The sequence below is a fragment of the Mesorhizobium sp. WSM3866 genome, assembly GCF_002294795.1.
In the GTDB taxonomy this organism is placed as follows: domain Bacteria; phylum Pseudomonadota; class Alphaproteobacteria; order Rhizobiales; family Rhizobiaceae; genus Mesorhizobium.
In genome coordinates this window covers 86,902-102,468 of the sequence record NZ_NSGC01000015.1, presented here as the reverse complement: position 1 = coordinate 102,468, position 15,567 = coordinate 86,902, and the positions used below count along the sequence as shown (strand labels likewise).

Annotated in this window: 15 protein-coding genes; 5 read left to right on the top strand and 10 right to left on the bottom strand. The window is 64.5% G+C overall.

Features of this window, described 5'->3' with window-relative positions:
* Positions 1-251 precede the first annotated feature (251 nt).
* Positions 252-1,733, top strand: a complete 1,482-nt coding sequence (locus CK222_RS26690; RefSeq protein WP_095802433.1) for an esterase-like activity of phytase family protein — start codon at positions 252-254, stop codon at positions 1,731-1,733.
* Positions 1,734-1,797: 64 nt separating this feature from the next.
* On the opposite strand, the gene CK222_RS26685 is transcribed toward CK222_RS26690, so the two are convergent.
* Positions 1,798-2,079 (bottom strand): hypothetical protein, encoded by a 282-nt coding sequence (locus CK222_RS26685; protein WP_066990806.1) that lies wholly within the window; start codon positions 2,077-2,079, stop codon positions 1,798-1,800.
* Between the two features lie 149 nt (positions 2,080-2,228).
* Between CK222_RS26685 and CK222_RS26680 the strand changes: the two genes are divergently transcribed.
* Positions 2,229-3,095, top strand: a complete 867-nt coding sequence (locus CK222_RS26680; RefSeq protein ID WP_095802432.1) for an SDR family NAD(P)-dependent oxidoreductase — start codon at positions 2,229-2,231, stop codon at positions 3,093-3,095.
* On the opposite strand, the gene CK222_RS26675 is transcribed toward CK222_RS26680, so the two are convergent.
* The 3 genes from CK222_RS26675 to CK222_RS26665 form a co-directional block, all read right to left on the bottom strand.
* A complete protein-coding gene (locus CK222_RS26675) occupies positions 3,082-3,597 on the bottom strand; it encodes a low affinity iron permease family protein (RefSeq protein WP_066990799.1) in 516 nt (171 codons plus the stop codon). The genes CK222_RS26680 and CK222_RS26675 overlap by 14 nt on opposite strands.
* A 255-nt stretch (positions 3,598-3,852) precedes the next feature.
* Positions 3,853-4,494: a DapH/DapD/GlmU-related protein gene (locus CK222_RS26670; RefSeq protein ID WP_095802431.1), complete on the bottom strand. Its 642-nt coding sequence runs from the start codon at positions 4,492-4,494 to the stop codon at positions 3,853-3,855.
* Positions 4,495-4,542: 48 nt separating this feature from the next.
* On the bottom strand, positions 4,543-4,971 hold the full coding sequence (locus tag CK222_RS26665; RefSeq protein WP_095802437.1) for a CreA family protein: 429 nt from the start codon (positions 4,969-4,971) through the stop codon (positions 4,543-4,545).
* Positions 4,972-5,243: 272 nt separating this feature from the next.
* On the opposite strand from CK222_RS26665, the gene CK222_RS26660 reads away from it, so the two are divergent.
* The 3 genes from CK222_RS26660 (at position 5,244) to CK222_RS26650 (ending at position 8,719) form a co-directional block, all read left to right on the top strand.
* On the top strand, positions 5,244-5,828 hold the full coding sequence (locus tag CK222_RS26660) for an SCO family protein (RefSeq protein ID WP_095802430.1): 585 nt from the start codon (positions 5,244-5,246) through the stop codon (positions 5,826-5,828).
* A gap of 77 nt (positions 5,829-5,905) precedes the next feature.
* Positions 5,906-6,778 (top strand): 50S ribosomal protein L11 methyltransferase, encoded by an 873-nt coding sequence (locus CK222_RS26655; RefSeq protein ID WP_095802429.1) that lies wholly within the window; start codon positions 5,906-5,908, stop codon positions 6,776-6,778.
* A gap of 96 nt (positions 6,779-6,874) precedes the next feature.
* Positions 6,875-8,719, top strand: a complete 1,845-nt coding sequence (locus tag CK222_RS26650; protein ID WP_095802428.1) for an aminopeptidase P family protein — start codon at positions 6,875-6,877, stop codon at positions 8,717-8,719.
* 3 nt (positions 8,720-8,722) lie between these two features.
* Here the strand turns inward: CK222_RS26650 and CK222_RS26645 are convergent, their stop codons facing one another.
* The 6 genes from CK222_RS26645 to CK222_RS26620 all read right to left on the bottom strand — a co-directional run bounded on the left by CK222_RS26645 (position 8,723) and on the right by CK222_RS26620 (position 15,434).
* Positions 8,723-9,019 carry an AzlD family protein gene (locus CK222_RS26645; protein ID WP_095802427.1) on the bottom strand — a complete coding sequence of 99 codons (297 nt, stop codon included), beginning with the start codon at positions 9,017-9,019 and terminating at the stop codon, positions 8,723-8,725.
* A complete protein-coding gene (locus CK222_RS26640) occupies positions 9,016-9,744 on the bottom strand; it encodes an AzlC family ABC transporter permease (RefSeq protein WP_095802426.1) in 729 nt (242 codons plus the stop codon). Before CK222_RS26640 ends, CK222_RS26645 begins: the two co-directional genes overlap by 4 nt.
* A gap of 106 nt (positions 9,745-9,850) precedes the next feature.
* Entirely contained in the window at positions 9,851-10,537 is a 687-nt protein-coding gene (locus tag CK222_RS26635) for a TIGR02453 family protein (RefSeq protein WP_095802425.1), read from the bottom strand.
* Positions 10,537-12,744: an NAD-dependent DNA ligase LigA gene (gene ligA / locus CK222_RS26630; protein WP_095802424.1), complete on the bottom strand. Its 2,208-nt coding sequence runs from the start codon at positions 12,742-12,744 to the stop codon at positions 10,537-10,539. Before ligA ends, CK222_RS26635 begins: the two co-directional genes overlap by 1 nt.
* A gap of 138 nt (positions 12,745-12,882) precedes the next feature.
* On the bottom strand, positions 12,883-14,556 hold the full coding sequence (recN, locus tag CK222_RS26625; RefSeq protein WP_095802423.1) for a DNA repair protein RecN: 1,674 nt from the start codon (positions 14,554-14,556) through the stop codon (positions 12,883-12,885).
* A gap of 8 nt (positions 14,557-14,564) precedes the next feature.
* Positions 14,565-15,434, bottom strand: a complete 870-nt coding sequence (locus CK222_RS26620) for an outer membrane protein assembly factor BamD (RefSeq protein WP_066990991.1) — start codon at positions 15,432-15,434, stop codon at positions 14,565-14,567.
* Positions 15,435-15,567: the final 133 nt, after the last annotated feature.

Below are 15,567 nucleotides of genomic sequence, written 5' to 3'. Positions count from 1 at the left end.
GGCCGTCCGGTTCGAGGCTCAGTCGCTCTTCTCGCACAAAGTCTCCTCCGCGCAGATACAAGGGGTGCTCCAGGGAAAGCCAACGTCTCGCTCCGCTGGAACACCCCTCATCCGTCTCGACGCTGCGCGCCGATCCACCTTCTCCCACATGGGGAGAAGGAAGGAGCCCCACTCCTGTCACGCAAGTATCATGTTCGCGTCCTAGACCCGATGTGACGCCATTCCGGCTCTGCTCGTCACATGGCGACATCATGAAGCACCTCAACCGAACCGTCGCGCTTGGCGCGGCAATCGCCCTGTTCACCGTGCTGAGCCCTGCGCTCGCCGAGGGTGTTGGCTATGTTAACAAGGGGCTGGTCGGCGTTGGCCGCATCCCCGCCAGCCAGAAGGACAAGTTCGGCGAGACCTTTGGTTCGGGCTCCGGCATGGCGATCGACGCCAAGAGCTGGGCGCGTGACGGCGCCGGCTACAAAGGCTCGCTCTGGCTGCTGCCGGACCGCGGCTACAACGTCGCCGGCACCACCGACTACCGGCCCCGCTTGAACACCATTGCAATCGAGCTGACCCCGACCGCTCCGGGTGCTGCGCCCGCCGCCGGCCAGGAACAGTCGGGCGTCAAGGCAACGCTCGTCGACACCATGCTCCTGACCGACGACAAGGGCGCCGACGCCACCGGCCTCGACCCGCTCAACGGCGTGCGCCCCGCTGCCGGCGACATGCCGATCCTGCCGCAGGCCGACAATGGCAAGCTTTCGCTCGACGACGAGGCGGTCGTGCGCCTGCCCGACGGCACCATGTTCATTTCCGACGAATATGGCCCCAACATCTATCGCTTTTCGGCCGACGGCCGCCTGATGTCGGCGACGCAGCCGCCGGCGGCCCTGGTGCCGATACGCCATGGCAAGCCGAACTTCGCTTCCGACAATCCTGGCCCGGGTGCCGCCGAGCCGGATCCCAAGGATCCCGAGACCGGCCGCCAGAACAATCAAGGCCTCGAAGGCATGTCGATGACGCCGGACGGCAAGTTCCTGATCGCCGTGCTGCAGTCGGCGCCGCGCCAGGATGGCGGCGATTCCGGCTCGACCCGCCGGAACACCCGCGCGCTGGTCTATGACGCCTCCGACCTCGCCCACCTCAAGCTGGCGCACGAATATGTCGTACCGCTGCCGGTGTTCAAGGACGCCAAGGGCAAGACCAAAGTGGCCGCGCAGAGCGAGATCGTGGCGCTGTCCGACAAGAGCTTTTTGATGCTGGCACGCGACAGCGGCAACGGCCAGGGGCTGAAGGACGCCGAGTCGGTCTACCGCAAGATCGAGATCGTCGACCTGTCCGCGGCCACCGATATCGCCAACGGCCCATTCGACGCCGCCGACAAGCCGGTTGCGCCGAAAGGCGTGCTCGATCCGTCGGTGACGCCGGCCAAGCTCACCTCGTTCATCGACATCAACGACAAGGGCGAACTCGGCCGTTTCGGCCTGCACAACGGCGCGCCGAACGACAGGAACAACCTCTCGGAAAAGTGGGAGGCGATGTCGCTGGTGAGCGTGCTGGACCCGAAGCTGCCTGACGACTATTTCCTGTTCGTCGCCAACGACAACGACTTTCTCACCCAGGACGGCTTCCAGGTTGGTGCCCCGTACAAGGCCGAGGATGGCGCCGATGTCGACACCACCTTCCTGGTCTATCAGGTTACCCTGCCCGGCCTGTCGGGGAACAGTCTCGCCGCAAACTAGTTGCGATTACCTGGTTTACGCTGGACAGGCGGTTCGAGCGTCTCGTGGAAAAGATAGCGGGTTCTTACTGCCGCATCGCTTTCAGTTTTTCTGCCGCCGAGGCGGCAAGGTCGGCATAGCGCTCTTCCAGCCGCTCTGCGGCCTTGATGACGGGAAAGTCATGGCCGAACTTCTCCAGCGCCAGGCGCAGCTTTTCCGCGAAGTCCGCCTGTTGCTCCAGTGCCGAAAACAGGGTCTTGACCTGCGCCTCGCTGATATCGGGGTTGGCGAGCATCTTCGGCACATCCCGGCCCATCTGTTCGCCGGTGGCGGTCTGCTCCTTCAGGATTCCGATCCAATCGGTCAATGCCGAACTCCTTTTCCGGCAGCATGCGCGGGGCAAGCTGCTGCGGTCAACCCATTGGCGGTACCGCCGTCGATCATTGCAGCGATCAAGGCTTGCCTCGCCCCTGACCGGCGTTAAGTTCGGCTCGACCCGGAACAAGGACATCAACCATGACCAGCGACGCCGAAATCCAGACCGCCCTGCCCGCTTTCGCCTCCGGCAATGTCGCCGTCATCACCGGCGGCGCCAGCGGCATAGGCCTGGCCGCCGCGAAGCGCTTCGCGGCCATGGGCATGAAGACCGTGCTTGCCGACATAGGCGGCGTGCGCCTCGACCAGGCCCGGCAGGCGGTCGCCGTCATTGCCGGGGACGATGCCGTTCTCCCTATCCCCACCGATGTCTCCAAGGCCGACGAAGTCGACCGGCTCGCGGAACTCACCTACGGTGCATTCGGTGCGGTTTCGGTGCTGATGAACAATGCCGGCGTCGGCAACAATCCCGGCAAGCCGTGGGAAAACCGTGAAGCCTGGAAACGGCTGCTGGACATCAATTTCTGGGGCGTCGTGCATGGTGTCGAGGCCTTTGCGCCGCGCATGCTGGCTGCGGGCGAGCCCGGCCTGATCATCAACACCGGATCCAAGCAAGGCATCACCACGCCGCCCGGCAATCTCGCCTACAACGTCTCCAAGGCGGGCGTGAAGACCTTCACCGAGGGCCTGGCCCACACGCTGCGCAACGAGCCTGGGGCCAAGCTTTCCGCGCATTTGCTCATCCCCGGCTTCACCTATACCGGCCTGACCGAGGGCGCGACGGAAAAGCCGGCCGGCGCCTGGACGGGCGAGCAGGTGATCGATTTCATGCTGGCATCGCTCAAGCAGGACGACTTCTACATCCTTTGCCCGGACAACGAGGTCGCTCGGCCCATGGATGAAAAGCGCATGGCCTGGGCGATCGGCGACATCATCGAAAACCGCCCCGCTTTGTCGCGCTGGCATCCGGATCACAAGGACGCTTTCGCCGCCTTTATGAACCGCTGACGGGCCGTTCAGGCGGCGCCTTCCTCTTAGAGCTTGCCTTCCGTGGCACGGTCTTGTTGGCGGCCGCCTCAGCGATCTTGCGGTCGCGCCCGGAACCGTTTTTTATCGTCATAGCCTGCTTGGCCGCTGTTTCGGCGATTTTGCGGTCGTGCCGTTTTGCCGCCGCTTCGCATTTGGCGCGGATCTCCTCGACCTCCGATTCCGTCAGGTGCTCGATGCCGATGAAATGGTTGTGGGCCTCGCTGACGCGAATCAACTCGTCGAGCTTGGTCTGGATTGCCGCGCCATCGCGGTTCTGCGTGTTCTGGATCAGGAACACCATCAGGAAGGTGATGATGGTTGTCCCGGTGTTGATCACCAGTTGCCAGGTATCCGAGAAGCCGAAGACCGGGCCAGTCGCGGCCCAGATCACTACGATCAGAACGCAGACCGCAAAAGTCAAAGGCATACCGGCCAGGTGAGCCACCCAATTGGCAACCTTGGTGAAAAGCTTTTCGATCATCCAGTCCTCACAAAACGCAAGAGCGCGGCACTTCGAGAGAAACAAGGGCCGGCCTCTCCGGTTCCCGCCGGCCCGATTTTCCGCCTGCAATCGCATACACGCCAGAGGCGCATGCCGACGAAAAAACACCTTATGCGTTGTTGCCATGGTGCCGGTGCAGGTCGAAAAGCCTGCTCGTTCCGCTTCACGGCGGCTTACCTCCGGCCCCTTCCGCCGCGCCACCCCCGCATGGCGGAAGGGGCGCGCTGCGCGGGTTCAGGTCGCGGCGTTTTCCCAACGATCGAGGAAGGCCTCGATCGGCAACGACTGCATGTCCGGGATCGCCCTGGCGAGTTTTTCCGGCGTCCAGTCCCACCACGCGACGTCTTCAATGCGCGCCGCCACGTCGGCGCTAAAGCGCTGGCGCAAGGGTTTGGCCGGAACGCCGGCGACGACAGCGTAAGGCGGCACGTCATGCGTCACCACTGCGTTGGCACCGATGACGGCGCCATTGCCGATCGTGATGCCTGGCATGATGACGGCGCCATGGCCGATCCAGACATCGTGCCCGATGCTGACCGGCTTTGCCTGCCGCCGCTCTCGAAATGCCGCGTCGACGCCAAGCCAGCGGAAATATTCGTTGGGCCGGTAGCTCACCTTGTGCTGGGTCAGCCGCTCGATCGGATGCTCGAGCGCGTTGATGCGGCTGTTGGCGGCGATGGAGCAGAACTTGCCGATCGTCGTGTAGATCGCTTCCGAATGACGCTCGAAATAGGAAAAATCGCCGATCGTCACGTCGCGCAGGATCACCCGCTCGCCGATCGATGCATAGCGGCCAAGCTTGCACCCCTTCAACTCCGCGGTCGGATGGATGCGCGGCTCGGGATCCTTCGCAACGAGATGTTCAGGACGGTCCATGGCGCGGCTTTACGCCCGAGCGATTGCCCCGGCAAGCGGGACCAATCATCATTGCGGCTTGCCCTTGGCCCACACGACGTTCTGGCCATAGAGCGGCACGGTCGTGACCGACATCTTCGCTGAGCCGTTCTGGACCTGGCGCGAATGCGAGAGATAGATCAGCGTCTCGTTCTTCTTGTCGTAGATGCGGTTCACCACCTGTTTCTTCCAGATCAGGCTGAGGCCCTGCTTGAACACCTCTTCGCCGCGCTCGCTCATGTCGATGTCGCCGATTGTGATCGGTCCGGTCTGCCGGCAGGAGATCGACGAGTCCGACGGATCTTCGAACCAGTTGCCCTTGTGCAGCCGATCGATGATGCTGCGGTCGAAATAGGCGACGTGGCAGGTGACGCCGTCGACCTTTGGATCCTTGATCGCGTCGATCATGATGTCGTTGCCGACCCAGTCGACGCCGACCTTGCCGACCTCGTCCGCCATCGCTGCGCCGGCGCCGAGGGCAATGCAGGCGGCAATCAAGCCGATCAGTTTTCGCAAGGAAGCCTCCTCGGGTTTTGCGTTTAGCCGATGTCAGGTGGGACAGGACAATGGCATTTGCAAGCCATTCGATGATCGTCGCGACGGAGGCGGCAGGTCTCGTGGTTGCGGCAACGCGACCTCTTTGCGCGCGCGCCGCCAAACCGCTAAGACTGTCGCCGAACAGGCTCGCGCCGGATCCGCCGGGCCGCGACGATCGCAACGGATAGTTTCTGATGATGCGCTCAATTCTGGTCGGCATCCTCGTCCTGATGGCGGCGGGCATCGGCTGGCTCACTTTCGACTGGTATCGCGGCCATTATGGCGGCCAGCCCTACGGCGCACCGTTCACACTGATCGACCAGAAGAACGCGCCGATCACCGAGGCCGCGTTCCGGGGCCACCCAAGCGTGGTCTTCTTCGGCTTCACGCATTGTCCGGAAGTCTGCCCGACAACGCTGTTCGAAATGGCCGGCTGGCTGAAGACGATGGGCGACAGCGGCAAGAACCTCAACGCCTACTTCGTCACGGTCGACCCGGAGCGGGACACGCCGCAGATCATCAATTCCTACGTCGGCAACTTCTCCGACCGCATCACCGGCATCACTGGCGACCCGGACAAGGTGCATGCAATGGCCAAGGCCTTCGGCATCTACTGGAAGAAGGTCGACACCGGCGACGGCGATTACACGATGGACCACACGGCCTCCGTGCTGCTCCTCAACGCCAAGGGCGAGTTCGCCGGCACCATCGCCTATGGCGAAAGCGCCGACACGGCTATTGCGAAGCTGAAGCGGCTCGCAGCAGGCGGCCAGGCGTGATCCCGAACCGAAGGTTTGCGTAGCAACAAGTGGAACCGGTTCTCGGAAATGATCACGCTCAAACATGAGTCGCCCTGATGGGGCAGACCAGGTTCCATTTCACGGCGGGCAAGGCCGAGGCTGACCGCATCTTCGCGGCGCTTGATGCAGCTTTCGAGGACGAAGGCCTGCCGCTTGCCCTGCTGGAGGTCGACGAGGCCAATGACATCCACGAAGTGTCGCTCTATGCCGATGGCGATGTCGATGCCGTCGCAGTCCGGATCAACGGCATACTCGCGGACCTGGCCCTGCCGAAGCAGGTCGAGCGCGAGGCGCTCCCCGACATCGACTGGGTTGCACGCTCGCTCGAAGGACTGAAGCCGGTCCGCGCCGGGCGTTTCTTTGTCCACGGCGCGCATGATCGCGACAAGCGCCGCAGCGGTGACCTCGCCATTGAGATCGAGGCGGGTCTTGCCTTCGGCACCGGCCATCACGGCACCACGGCCGGCTGCCTCGAACTGCTGGAACAGGTGGTGCTGCGCGAACGCCCCGGCAACGCGCTCGACCTCGGCACCGGCAGTGCCGTGCTGGCGATAGCGCTGGCCAAGCTCGCGCACATCCCGGTGCTGGCGACCGACATCGATCCGGTGGCCGTTCGCGTCGCTGCGACCAATGCGCGACTGAACCGAGTGAAGGCGCTTGTCGAGACGGTGACGGCGCCCGGCTTCCACCATCCGATCTTCTCTAGGCGCGCGCCCTTCGACCTCATCGTCGCCAATATCCTGGCGCGCCCGCTGATGCGGTTGGCGCCCGAGATGGCCAGGCACATCAAGCTCGGCGGCTCGCTGGTGCTCTCCGGCATTCTCGACCGTCAGCGCGATGCGGTGATCTCGGCCTATGTCGGCCAAAGCTTCCGCCACGTCCGCACCTTGCACCGCGAGGGCTGGGTGACCATCCACCTCAAGCGCTGAAAACCGGATCGTTCAAGACTGGCCCTGTCGAAATCGATTCCGGTTTCGAAGACCTTGCGCTACGGTCGCGCGAGCCATTCCAGGAGATGCGGCAAAATGTTCCAGACCTTTGATTCCGCCGGCGATCCGGCTATCGGCAAGCCGCGCGTGGCGACGCTGCGCCAATGGCTGGCCGAGAACAAGCTGGACGGCTTCATGGTGCCGCGCGCCGACGAGCATCAGGGCGAATATGTCGCCGACCGCTCGGCCCGGCTGAAATGGCTGACCGGCTTTTCCGGCTCAGCCGGCGTCGCCATCATCCTGCGCGACCGCGCCTTCATCTTCGTTGACGGCCGCTACACGCTGCAGGTACGCAATGAGGTCGATCTTTCGATCTTCACCGTCGAGAGCCTCGTCGACAATCCGCCGGCCTCCTGGATCAAGGACAATCTCGGCAAAGGGGCCAGGCTCGGCTTCGACCCTTGGCTGCACACGATCGGCGAGATCAAGGCATTGAAAGCCTCGGCCGAGCAGTCCGGCGCGAAACTGGTGCCGCTCGACAAGAATCCGATCGACATCATCTGGGAAGATCAACCCGAGCCGCCGCGCGCACCGGTGGAACTCCACCCGATCGCCTTCGCCGGCGAGCTCGCCAAGGACAAGCTGGCGCGGCTGGCGGGCGCGATCGAAAAGGAGGGCGCGACGCACGCCGTGCTCACCGACCCTTCTTCCATCGCCTGGGCCTTCAACATCCGCGGCGGTGATGTGGCGCATACGCCGCTGGCGCTCGGCTTCGCCATACTTGCCGCCGACGGCAAGCATCAACTCTTTATGGACCAGCGCAAATTTTCGCGCCAGGTCGCGGCCTATCTGACCCAGCTTGCCGATCCGCACGATCCAGGCGAATTCGAAGCGGCGGTCGCCAACCTCGCCAAGGGCGGCGCAAAAATCGCGCTCGATCCCGTGCTGGCGGCGGAAAAGCTCAAGATGCTGGTCGAGGGCAATGGCGGCATCGTTGTCTCTGCGCCAGACCCCGCTCGCATTCCGCGCGCCACCAAGAACCACGCCGAGGTCGCCGGCAGCCGCGCCGCGCATCGTCGCGACGGCGCCGCCATTGCCAAGCTGCTCTGCTGGCTCGACCGCCAGCAACCGGATACGCTCGACGAGATCGACGTCGTGACCAAACTCGAGGAGGTGCGGCGGCAGACCGGCGAGGAAACACAGATGCCGCTGCGCGACGTCTCCTTCGACACGATTTCCGGCGCCGGCCCGAACGGCGCCATCATGCACTACCGCGTCTCCCGCGCCACCAGCCGCAAGCTGCAAAGCGGCGAGCTGTTCCTGCTCGATTCCGGCGGACAATACCAGGACGGCACCACCGACATCACCCGCACCGTGCCGATCGGCCAGCCGACCGAAGAGATACGCGAGCGCTTCACGCTGGTGCTGAAGGGCATGATCGGCATCTCGACGCTGCGCTTTCCGGCCGGCACGCGCGGTTCGGAAATCGATGCCGTCGCCCGCGTGGCCCTGTGGAAGCATGGCTGCGACTTCGCCCACGGCACCGGCCATGGCGTCGGCTCTTACCTCGCCGTGCATGAGGGCCCGCAGCGCATCGCCCGCACCGGCACCGAAAAACTGCTTGCCGGCATGATGCTGTCCAATGAGCCGGGCTATTACAAGGAAGGCTCCTACGGCATTCGCATCGAGAACCTGATCCTGGTCACGCCTGCCGAGCAGATCGAGGGCGGCGACATCGCCATGCACGGCTTCGAGACGCTGACGCTGGCGCCGATCGACAAGCGCCTCATCCGCAGCGACCTGCTGACCCGCGACGAACTGCACTGGCTCGACCAGTATCACGCGCGGGTTCTGGCCGAGATCGGTCCGATGGTGGACGGCGAGACGCTGGCCTGGCTGGAGAAAGCCACGGCGCCGCTGCCGCACGACGCCAAGATCTGACTTTTAGCCGACGAACTGCCTGGCCAGAATCAGCACCGCGGCACCGGCCAAAAACATCGCCATCAGGCCGCCGCGCAGCGACACCAGCGCGGTGACGATCAGCGCTGCCCATTCGGCCGGTCCGGCGCCGAGCGCGGCATGTGCCACAAGTGTCGTCAGCACAGCGGCCGGCACGGCGTTGAGGCCGGCCTCGACACGCGGGTGGACGGTCTCGAAGCGCGAGATGACGAGATGGCCGCCGACGCGCGTGAGATAGGTGGCGACGGCGCCGGCGAGGATGATCCAGAAGGTCGTGCTCATGTGCGCTGCCCCACGCCGCTATGATGCGGCGGCAGAATGACCGCCAGAAGGACGCCGGCAATGGCGCCGATCGAGACATGCCAGGGCGAGCCGACCGTCTTGTAGGCGACGATCGAGGCGGCCGCGCTGGCGACGACCACCGGCAGCCACAGCGGCCGCTTGCGGAAGCCGAGAACCAGGCCGAGGAAATAGATCGGCAGCAGGAAATCGATGCCCAGAGCATGGGTATCCGGGATCATCTTGCCGAAGACCGCGCCGAGCGCGCTTTCGGCCACCCAGAACACATAGACCGGCAGGCCGAGCCCGAGATACCAGACGAACCCGACCGATTGGCCGGACGCCGCGCGCGCCTCGGCCACGGCATATTGCGGATCGGTCAGGATGAAATAGCCCAGCGCTTGCTGCAGCAGCGGCCAATGCGCCATGCGCCGGCCGATGCCGGCGGAATAGAGCACGTGACGGAAATTCACCGCGAAGATCGAGAGCACGATCAGCCAGGGCGCGACATGCTGGCCGAACAATTCGATGCCGACCATCTGGCTGGCGCCGCCGAAGATCAGCGCGCTCATGAGGAATGCTTCCAGGACCGAAAACCCGTTGTCCACGGCAATCGCGCCGAACAGGATCGCGAACGGCGCGGAGGCGACGACGACCGGCATCGACAGCCGCACGCCGTCCCAGAAATCGCTCCTCGCACGGCTTTCGGAGATTGCTTCCGCCGTCATCCAACTGCTCCCTTGAGCGGCTTGATTTAGGGAGCGTCGCCCCGCTTGTCACACCAATTCGCTTGAGCCGACGATCAGCGGAACTGATTGCCGGGCTTTGAGCGGCTCAGGCAGCCTTGCCCTGGATCGCCCTGCCCCAATCGAGCAGCGGCTTGGCGCGCAAGGTGAAGCCGACGAGATCGTCAACTAACGCCGCCAGGCAGATGGTTTCGGGATCAATATTATGCCGCACCACGAAATGGCGGTTGCGGACTGCTTGCGCGAGATCGGCTTCGCTGACGTCCTCGAAACCACGCGGCGCGCGCTTCAGGCAATCTTCCCTATCCAGCTCCAGCCCAGTCTTTTTCAGCGCTGAAACCATGGCGCGGAAGGCGGCCGGCTTCGTCACGATCGCCTTGCGCATCGCCTGCAGCAACTCCGGTCCGGGCTGCCACCAGGCGACGCCGGCAAAGCAGCGCTCGAGGCCGATATGCACATAGAACACGCCCTGCTCCATCTTGGTGCCGTCTGGCGACAGGATTGCCGACAGGTGCCGATTATAGGGGCGCTTGTCCTTGGAGAAGCGAACGTCGCGATTGATGCGGAACAGCGACTTCTTGCGGTCGCCGCGCAGGCCAAGTCCCGCCGCCGCGAAACGCTCGCTGAGCGCTTCGACGAGATCGCAGAACGGCTCGTGCAGCTCACTCTCGTAGAGACCGCGGTTTTCCTGAAACCATTCGCGGCTCTGGTGGAAGTCGAGCGCCTTGAGGAACGGAATGGCCTTCTCGCCAAAACCCTTGAACGCTCCGGCCATCAGCCGCCCCTGCCGATGCGCTGCAGCCAGGTGTCCTCGTCGATCACCTCGATGCCGAGATCGCTCGCAACCTTGAGCTTGGAGCCGGCGCCCGGAGCCGCCACCACCAGATCGGTCTTGGCCGAAACCGAGCCGGCGACCTTCGCCCCCAGGCGCTCCGCCATCGCCTTGGCCTCGGAGCGCGTCATCTTTTCCAGCGTGCCGGTGAACACCACCGTCTTCCCGGATACCTCGCTGCCGGCCGAGATCTCGACCACATAGGGCTTGGGATGGACTTGCGCCAGCAGCGCATCGAGCACGTCGTCATTGCGCTCATTGCCGAAGAAGTCGCGCAAGGCGTTGATGACGGTGTCGCCGATGCCGTTGATCGACGGGAACACGTCATGCGGATCCTCCGCCTTCGCCGTCTCCTTGCCGACGCGGATCAGTTCCTCGATGGTCGAGAACTGGCGGGCAAGCACCGCCGCCGTCGTCTCGCCGATATGGCGGATGCCGAGCGCGAAGATGAAGCGGTCGAGCTCCGGCTCGCGGCGCGCGTCGATGGCTGCGAACAGTTTGTCGAGGCCTTCGTAGTTGCGATCTTCGATGCTGCGCACATTCTTGCGCGTCTTGCCCGATGCGGCCTCGCGCAGTCTGGCCTGCTCCTCACGCCGCTCCGCCAACGCCTTGGTGACGGCCGGCCGGCGGTCCTTCAGCGTAAAGATGTCGGCGGCGGTCTTCACCAACCCGGCATTGAAGAACAGGTCGATGTTCTCGGCGCCGAGGCCCTCGATATCGAGCGCGCCGCGCGACACGAAGTGGCGCAGCCCCTCCACGGCCTGCGCTGCGCAGATCAGCTCGCCGGTGCAGCGGCGCCGCGAATCCTCCTTGCCGGTCTTCTCGTTGATCTCGCGCGTCGCCGGCGAGCCGCAGACCGGGCAGGTGTGCGGGAACTCATACGGCACCGCATCGGCCAGCCGCTTGTCGATGAGGACCCTGACGATCTGCGGGATGACGTCCCCTGCCCGCTGGATCACCACCGTGTCGCCGATGCGAACGTCAATGCCGTCGCGGATCGGCTGCCCGTTGCTGTCAAAACCCTTGATGTAATCTTCATTGTGCAGCGTGACGTTTTCCACCACCACGCCGCCGACCGTCACCGGCGCCAGCCGCGCCACCGGCGCCAACGTGCCGGTGCGGCCCACCTGGATGTCGATCTTCTCGACCGTCGTCATCGCCTGTTCGGCCGGGAATTTGTGGGCAACTGCCCAGCGCGGCTCGCCGGTCACAAAACCCCAGCGGCGCTGCAGCTCGAGCTGGTCGACCTTGTAGACGACGCCGTCGATGTCGTAACCCAGCGAAGAACGCTGTTCCTCGATCCGGTGGTAGTGCCCGATGAGGTCGTCGATCGACCTTGCCCGCACCATCAGCGGACTGATCTTGAAGCCCCATTCCTGGAACTTCTGCACGGAATCGTACTGGGTCGGAGCGGGATCCGCCGTCGTGTAGCCCCAGGCATAGGCGAAGAATTTCAGATTGCGGCTGGCGGTGACGGCTGGATCCTTCTGGCGCAGCGACCCGGCCGCCGTGTTGCGCGGATTGACATAGTCCTGGCCGCCGATAGCTGCCGAGCGCTGCTTCAACGCCTCGAACTCCGCGTAGGTCATGTAGACCTCGCCGCGGATTTCGATGACCTCCGGCCAGCCAGAGCCCTGCAACTTCTTCGGGATGTCGGCGATGGTCTTGAGATTGGCGGTGATGTCCTCGCCGACCGCGCCGTCGCCGCGTGTCGCGCCTTGCACGAAGATGCCGTTTTCGTAGCGCAGCGATGCCGACAGCCCGTCGATCTTCGGCTCCGCCGTGAAGGCGATATCGAGGTCCTTGTCGCGGTCGAAGAAGCGCCGGCCACGCTCGATGAAATCGGCCACGTCCTGGTCGGTATAGGCCTTGGCGAGGCTCAGCATCGGCACAGCATGCCGCACCTTGGTGAAGCCTTCCGCCGGCGGCGCGCCGACCCGACGCGACGGCGAATCCTCGCGAACGAGATCGGGAAAGCGCCCCTCGATGGCAAGGTTGCGCCGCGCCAATGCGTCGTATTCGGCGTCCGAAATCGTCGGCGCATCCTCCGTGTGGTAGCGCCGGTCGTGCTCGGCGATCTCCGCCGCCAGCCGCTTCAGCTCCTCCGCGGCCTCGCTTTCGCTCAGCGAATCGACTGGTTTTTCAGACATGAAGCGCGGTCCTCGAATTGTGGCGGGCCACTATAAATCAGGATTCGGTATGGAGGAGTCGGCTTGCGCAAAAATCATTGCCGAACAGCAGGATGCAGCCACCTGCTGACTCGGCATTCCAGCCGGGGATCAAGAAGCCTAGGCTGCCGCCGTGTTCTCGCGCAGCAACCGCTCAGCGGCGGCGCGCGCTTCATCGGTGATGGTGGCGCCGGCCAGCATGCGCGCGATCTCTTCCTGGCGCGCCGCGCGATCCATTTCGGCAACGCCGGTTGCGACACGGTCCTTGCCGCCGGACTTCGAGATTAGAAAATGCGTCGCGGCGCGCGCCGCCACTTGCGGCGCATGCGTGACTGAAAGCACCTGCACCCGCTTCGACAGCCTCGCCAGCCGCTGACCGATGGCGTCGGCCACGGCGCCGCCGACGCCGGTGTCGATCTCGTCGAAGACCAGGGTCGGCGCCGAGCCGCGGTCGGCAAGCGCCACCTTCAGGGCCAGAAGGAAGCGCGACAGCTCGCCGCCGGACGCAACCTTCATCATCGGCCCGGGCCGTGTGCCCGGATTGGTGCGCACCCAGAACTCGACCTGGTCGATGCCTTCTTCCATGCGGCCATCGGCATCGCTCACCATCTCGACGATGAACTCCGCCCGCTCGAGCTTGAGGGCCGGCAGTTCGGCCATCACCGCCTTGGTGAGGCCCGCCGCCGCCGCATGGCGCAGCGAAGAGAGCTGCGCCGCGGCTATGTCGTAAGCTTCGCGCGCGGCGGCTGCTTGTTTCTGCAGCCCGTGCAGGCGTTCCTCGCCCGCATCGAGATCGGCAAGGTCGGCCGCCATCGTGTCGCGCAGCTGCGCCAGATCGTCGACCGCGACATTGTGCTTGCGTGAGGCCGCGCGCAGCGAGAACAGCCGCTCTTCGGCCTTTTCCAGGCGCTGCGGATCGTATTCGGTGGCGCGTAGTGCTGTCTGGACGCCGGACTGCGCCGCGTCGAGTGAGATCATTGCCTCGTCCAGCGACTTGACCACATCGTCGAGCAGGCCCGGCACCTCACCCGATTTGCGCTGCAGCCGCCTGAGCAGGCTGGCGAGCTGCGGCAGGGGCGAAGACGGCCCCGACAGCACATCCTGCGCATCGTGAATCTCGGACGCGATCTTTTCGGCGCGCATCATCTGGGCGCGTAATTCGGCAAGCTCGGTCTCTTCGCCCGGCTGCGGATCGAGCTTCGCCAACTCGGCGACCGAGGCCCTGAGATAATCGGCCTCGCGCGCCGCCGCCTCGACCTTGGCGCGGTGCCGCGAAAGCTCCTGTTCGCAGTTCCGCCAATAGCGCCAGGCTTCGCCCGTCCCGCGCACGGCGCCGAGATGGCCGCCGAAACTATCCAGCAATTCGCGGTGGGCACCGGGATCGACGAGCGCCCGCTCGTCATGCTGGCCGTGTATCTCGACCAGCGCGCGGCCGACGTCGCGCATCAGGGTCACGCTGGACGGCTGATCATTGACGAAAACGCGGGTGCGGCCGTCGGCGGTCTGCACGCGGCGCAGGATGATGTCGCCATCATCCTCGATGTCGTTGTCGGCAAGCAGCGCGCGCGCCGGGTGGTTGCGCGGCACGTCGAACACGGCGATGACCTGGCCCTGCGCCGCGCCATGGCGGACGAGCGAAGCGTCGCCGCGCGCGCCAAGCGCCAGCGACAGCGCATCGAGCAGGATGGATTTGCCGGCGCCGGTCTCGCCGGTCAGCACCGAAAGCCCAGGCAAGAAGTCGATGTCCAGCTTCTCGATCAGGACGATATCGCGGATCGACAGTCTGGACAGCATCAGAAGTGTCAGGCGCCGGTGATCAGCTTCCCGGCCTTGGAGATCCACGACCCGGCATTCTCGCGCGGTTCAAGCCCGTTGCTCTGCAGGAGCTTGTAGGAATCCTTGTACCACTGGCTGTCCGGATAGTTGTGGCCGAGCACCGCTGCGGCTGTCTGCGCTTCCGAAGTCAGGCCCATCGCGTAGTAGGCTTCGGTCAGTCGCGCGAGCGCCTCCTCGACATGGCGCGTGTTGGAGTAGTTCTCGACCACGGTGCGGAAGCGCTTGACGGCGGCGATATATTCGCGGCGTTCCAGATAGTAGCGGCCGATCTGCATCTCTTTGCCGGCGAGCTGGTCGGTGGCAAAGCGGATCTTGTCCTTGGCGTCGTCGACATACTCGGAATTCGGCCAGCGGGTCACCAGGTCCTGCATGGTCTGCACCGTCTGGCGCGCTTCCTTCTGGTCCTGGGTGACGTCCTTGATCTGCCGGTAGTAGCTCAAGCCGATGATGTACTGCGCATAGGCGGCATCGTCGGTTGACGGATAGAGCGTCAGGTAACGTTTGGCGGAACCGATCGCCTCGTCATAGTTGCCGGCGCGATAATCGGCGAAGGCGCCCATCACCATCGATTTGCGGGCGAATTCCGAGTAGGGATGCTGGCGGTCGACGGCGTCGAACTTCTTGCTCGCCTCATCGAGGCGGCCGGCATTCAGATTGGCGAGGCCCTGGTTGTAGAGAACGTCTGCGGGTTCGGTGTGGTCGACATAGGTCGCCAGATTGACGTCCTTTTCGGAGGACATGCAGGCCGACAGCATGAGCGACGGGGCGACCAACGAAAACGCCAGGAAAACAGCCCGATACGGCGCCTTCGATTGACCAACTCGCGAAAAAAACATGTTTGGATTCCGCCCTTTCGGCGTCGTTTCGGTCCCGGCCGCAGCCATAAACCATTATCCCCTTGCCCGGCAACGCTATGTCCGGCCAATCGCACATTTTTGTGGCGGTTTGGGACCGTCCCCAAAGCCGCTC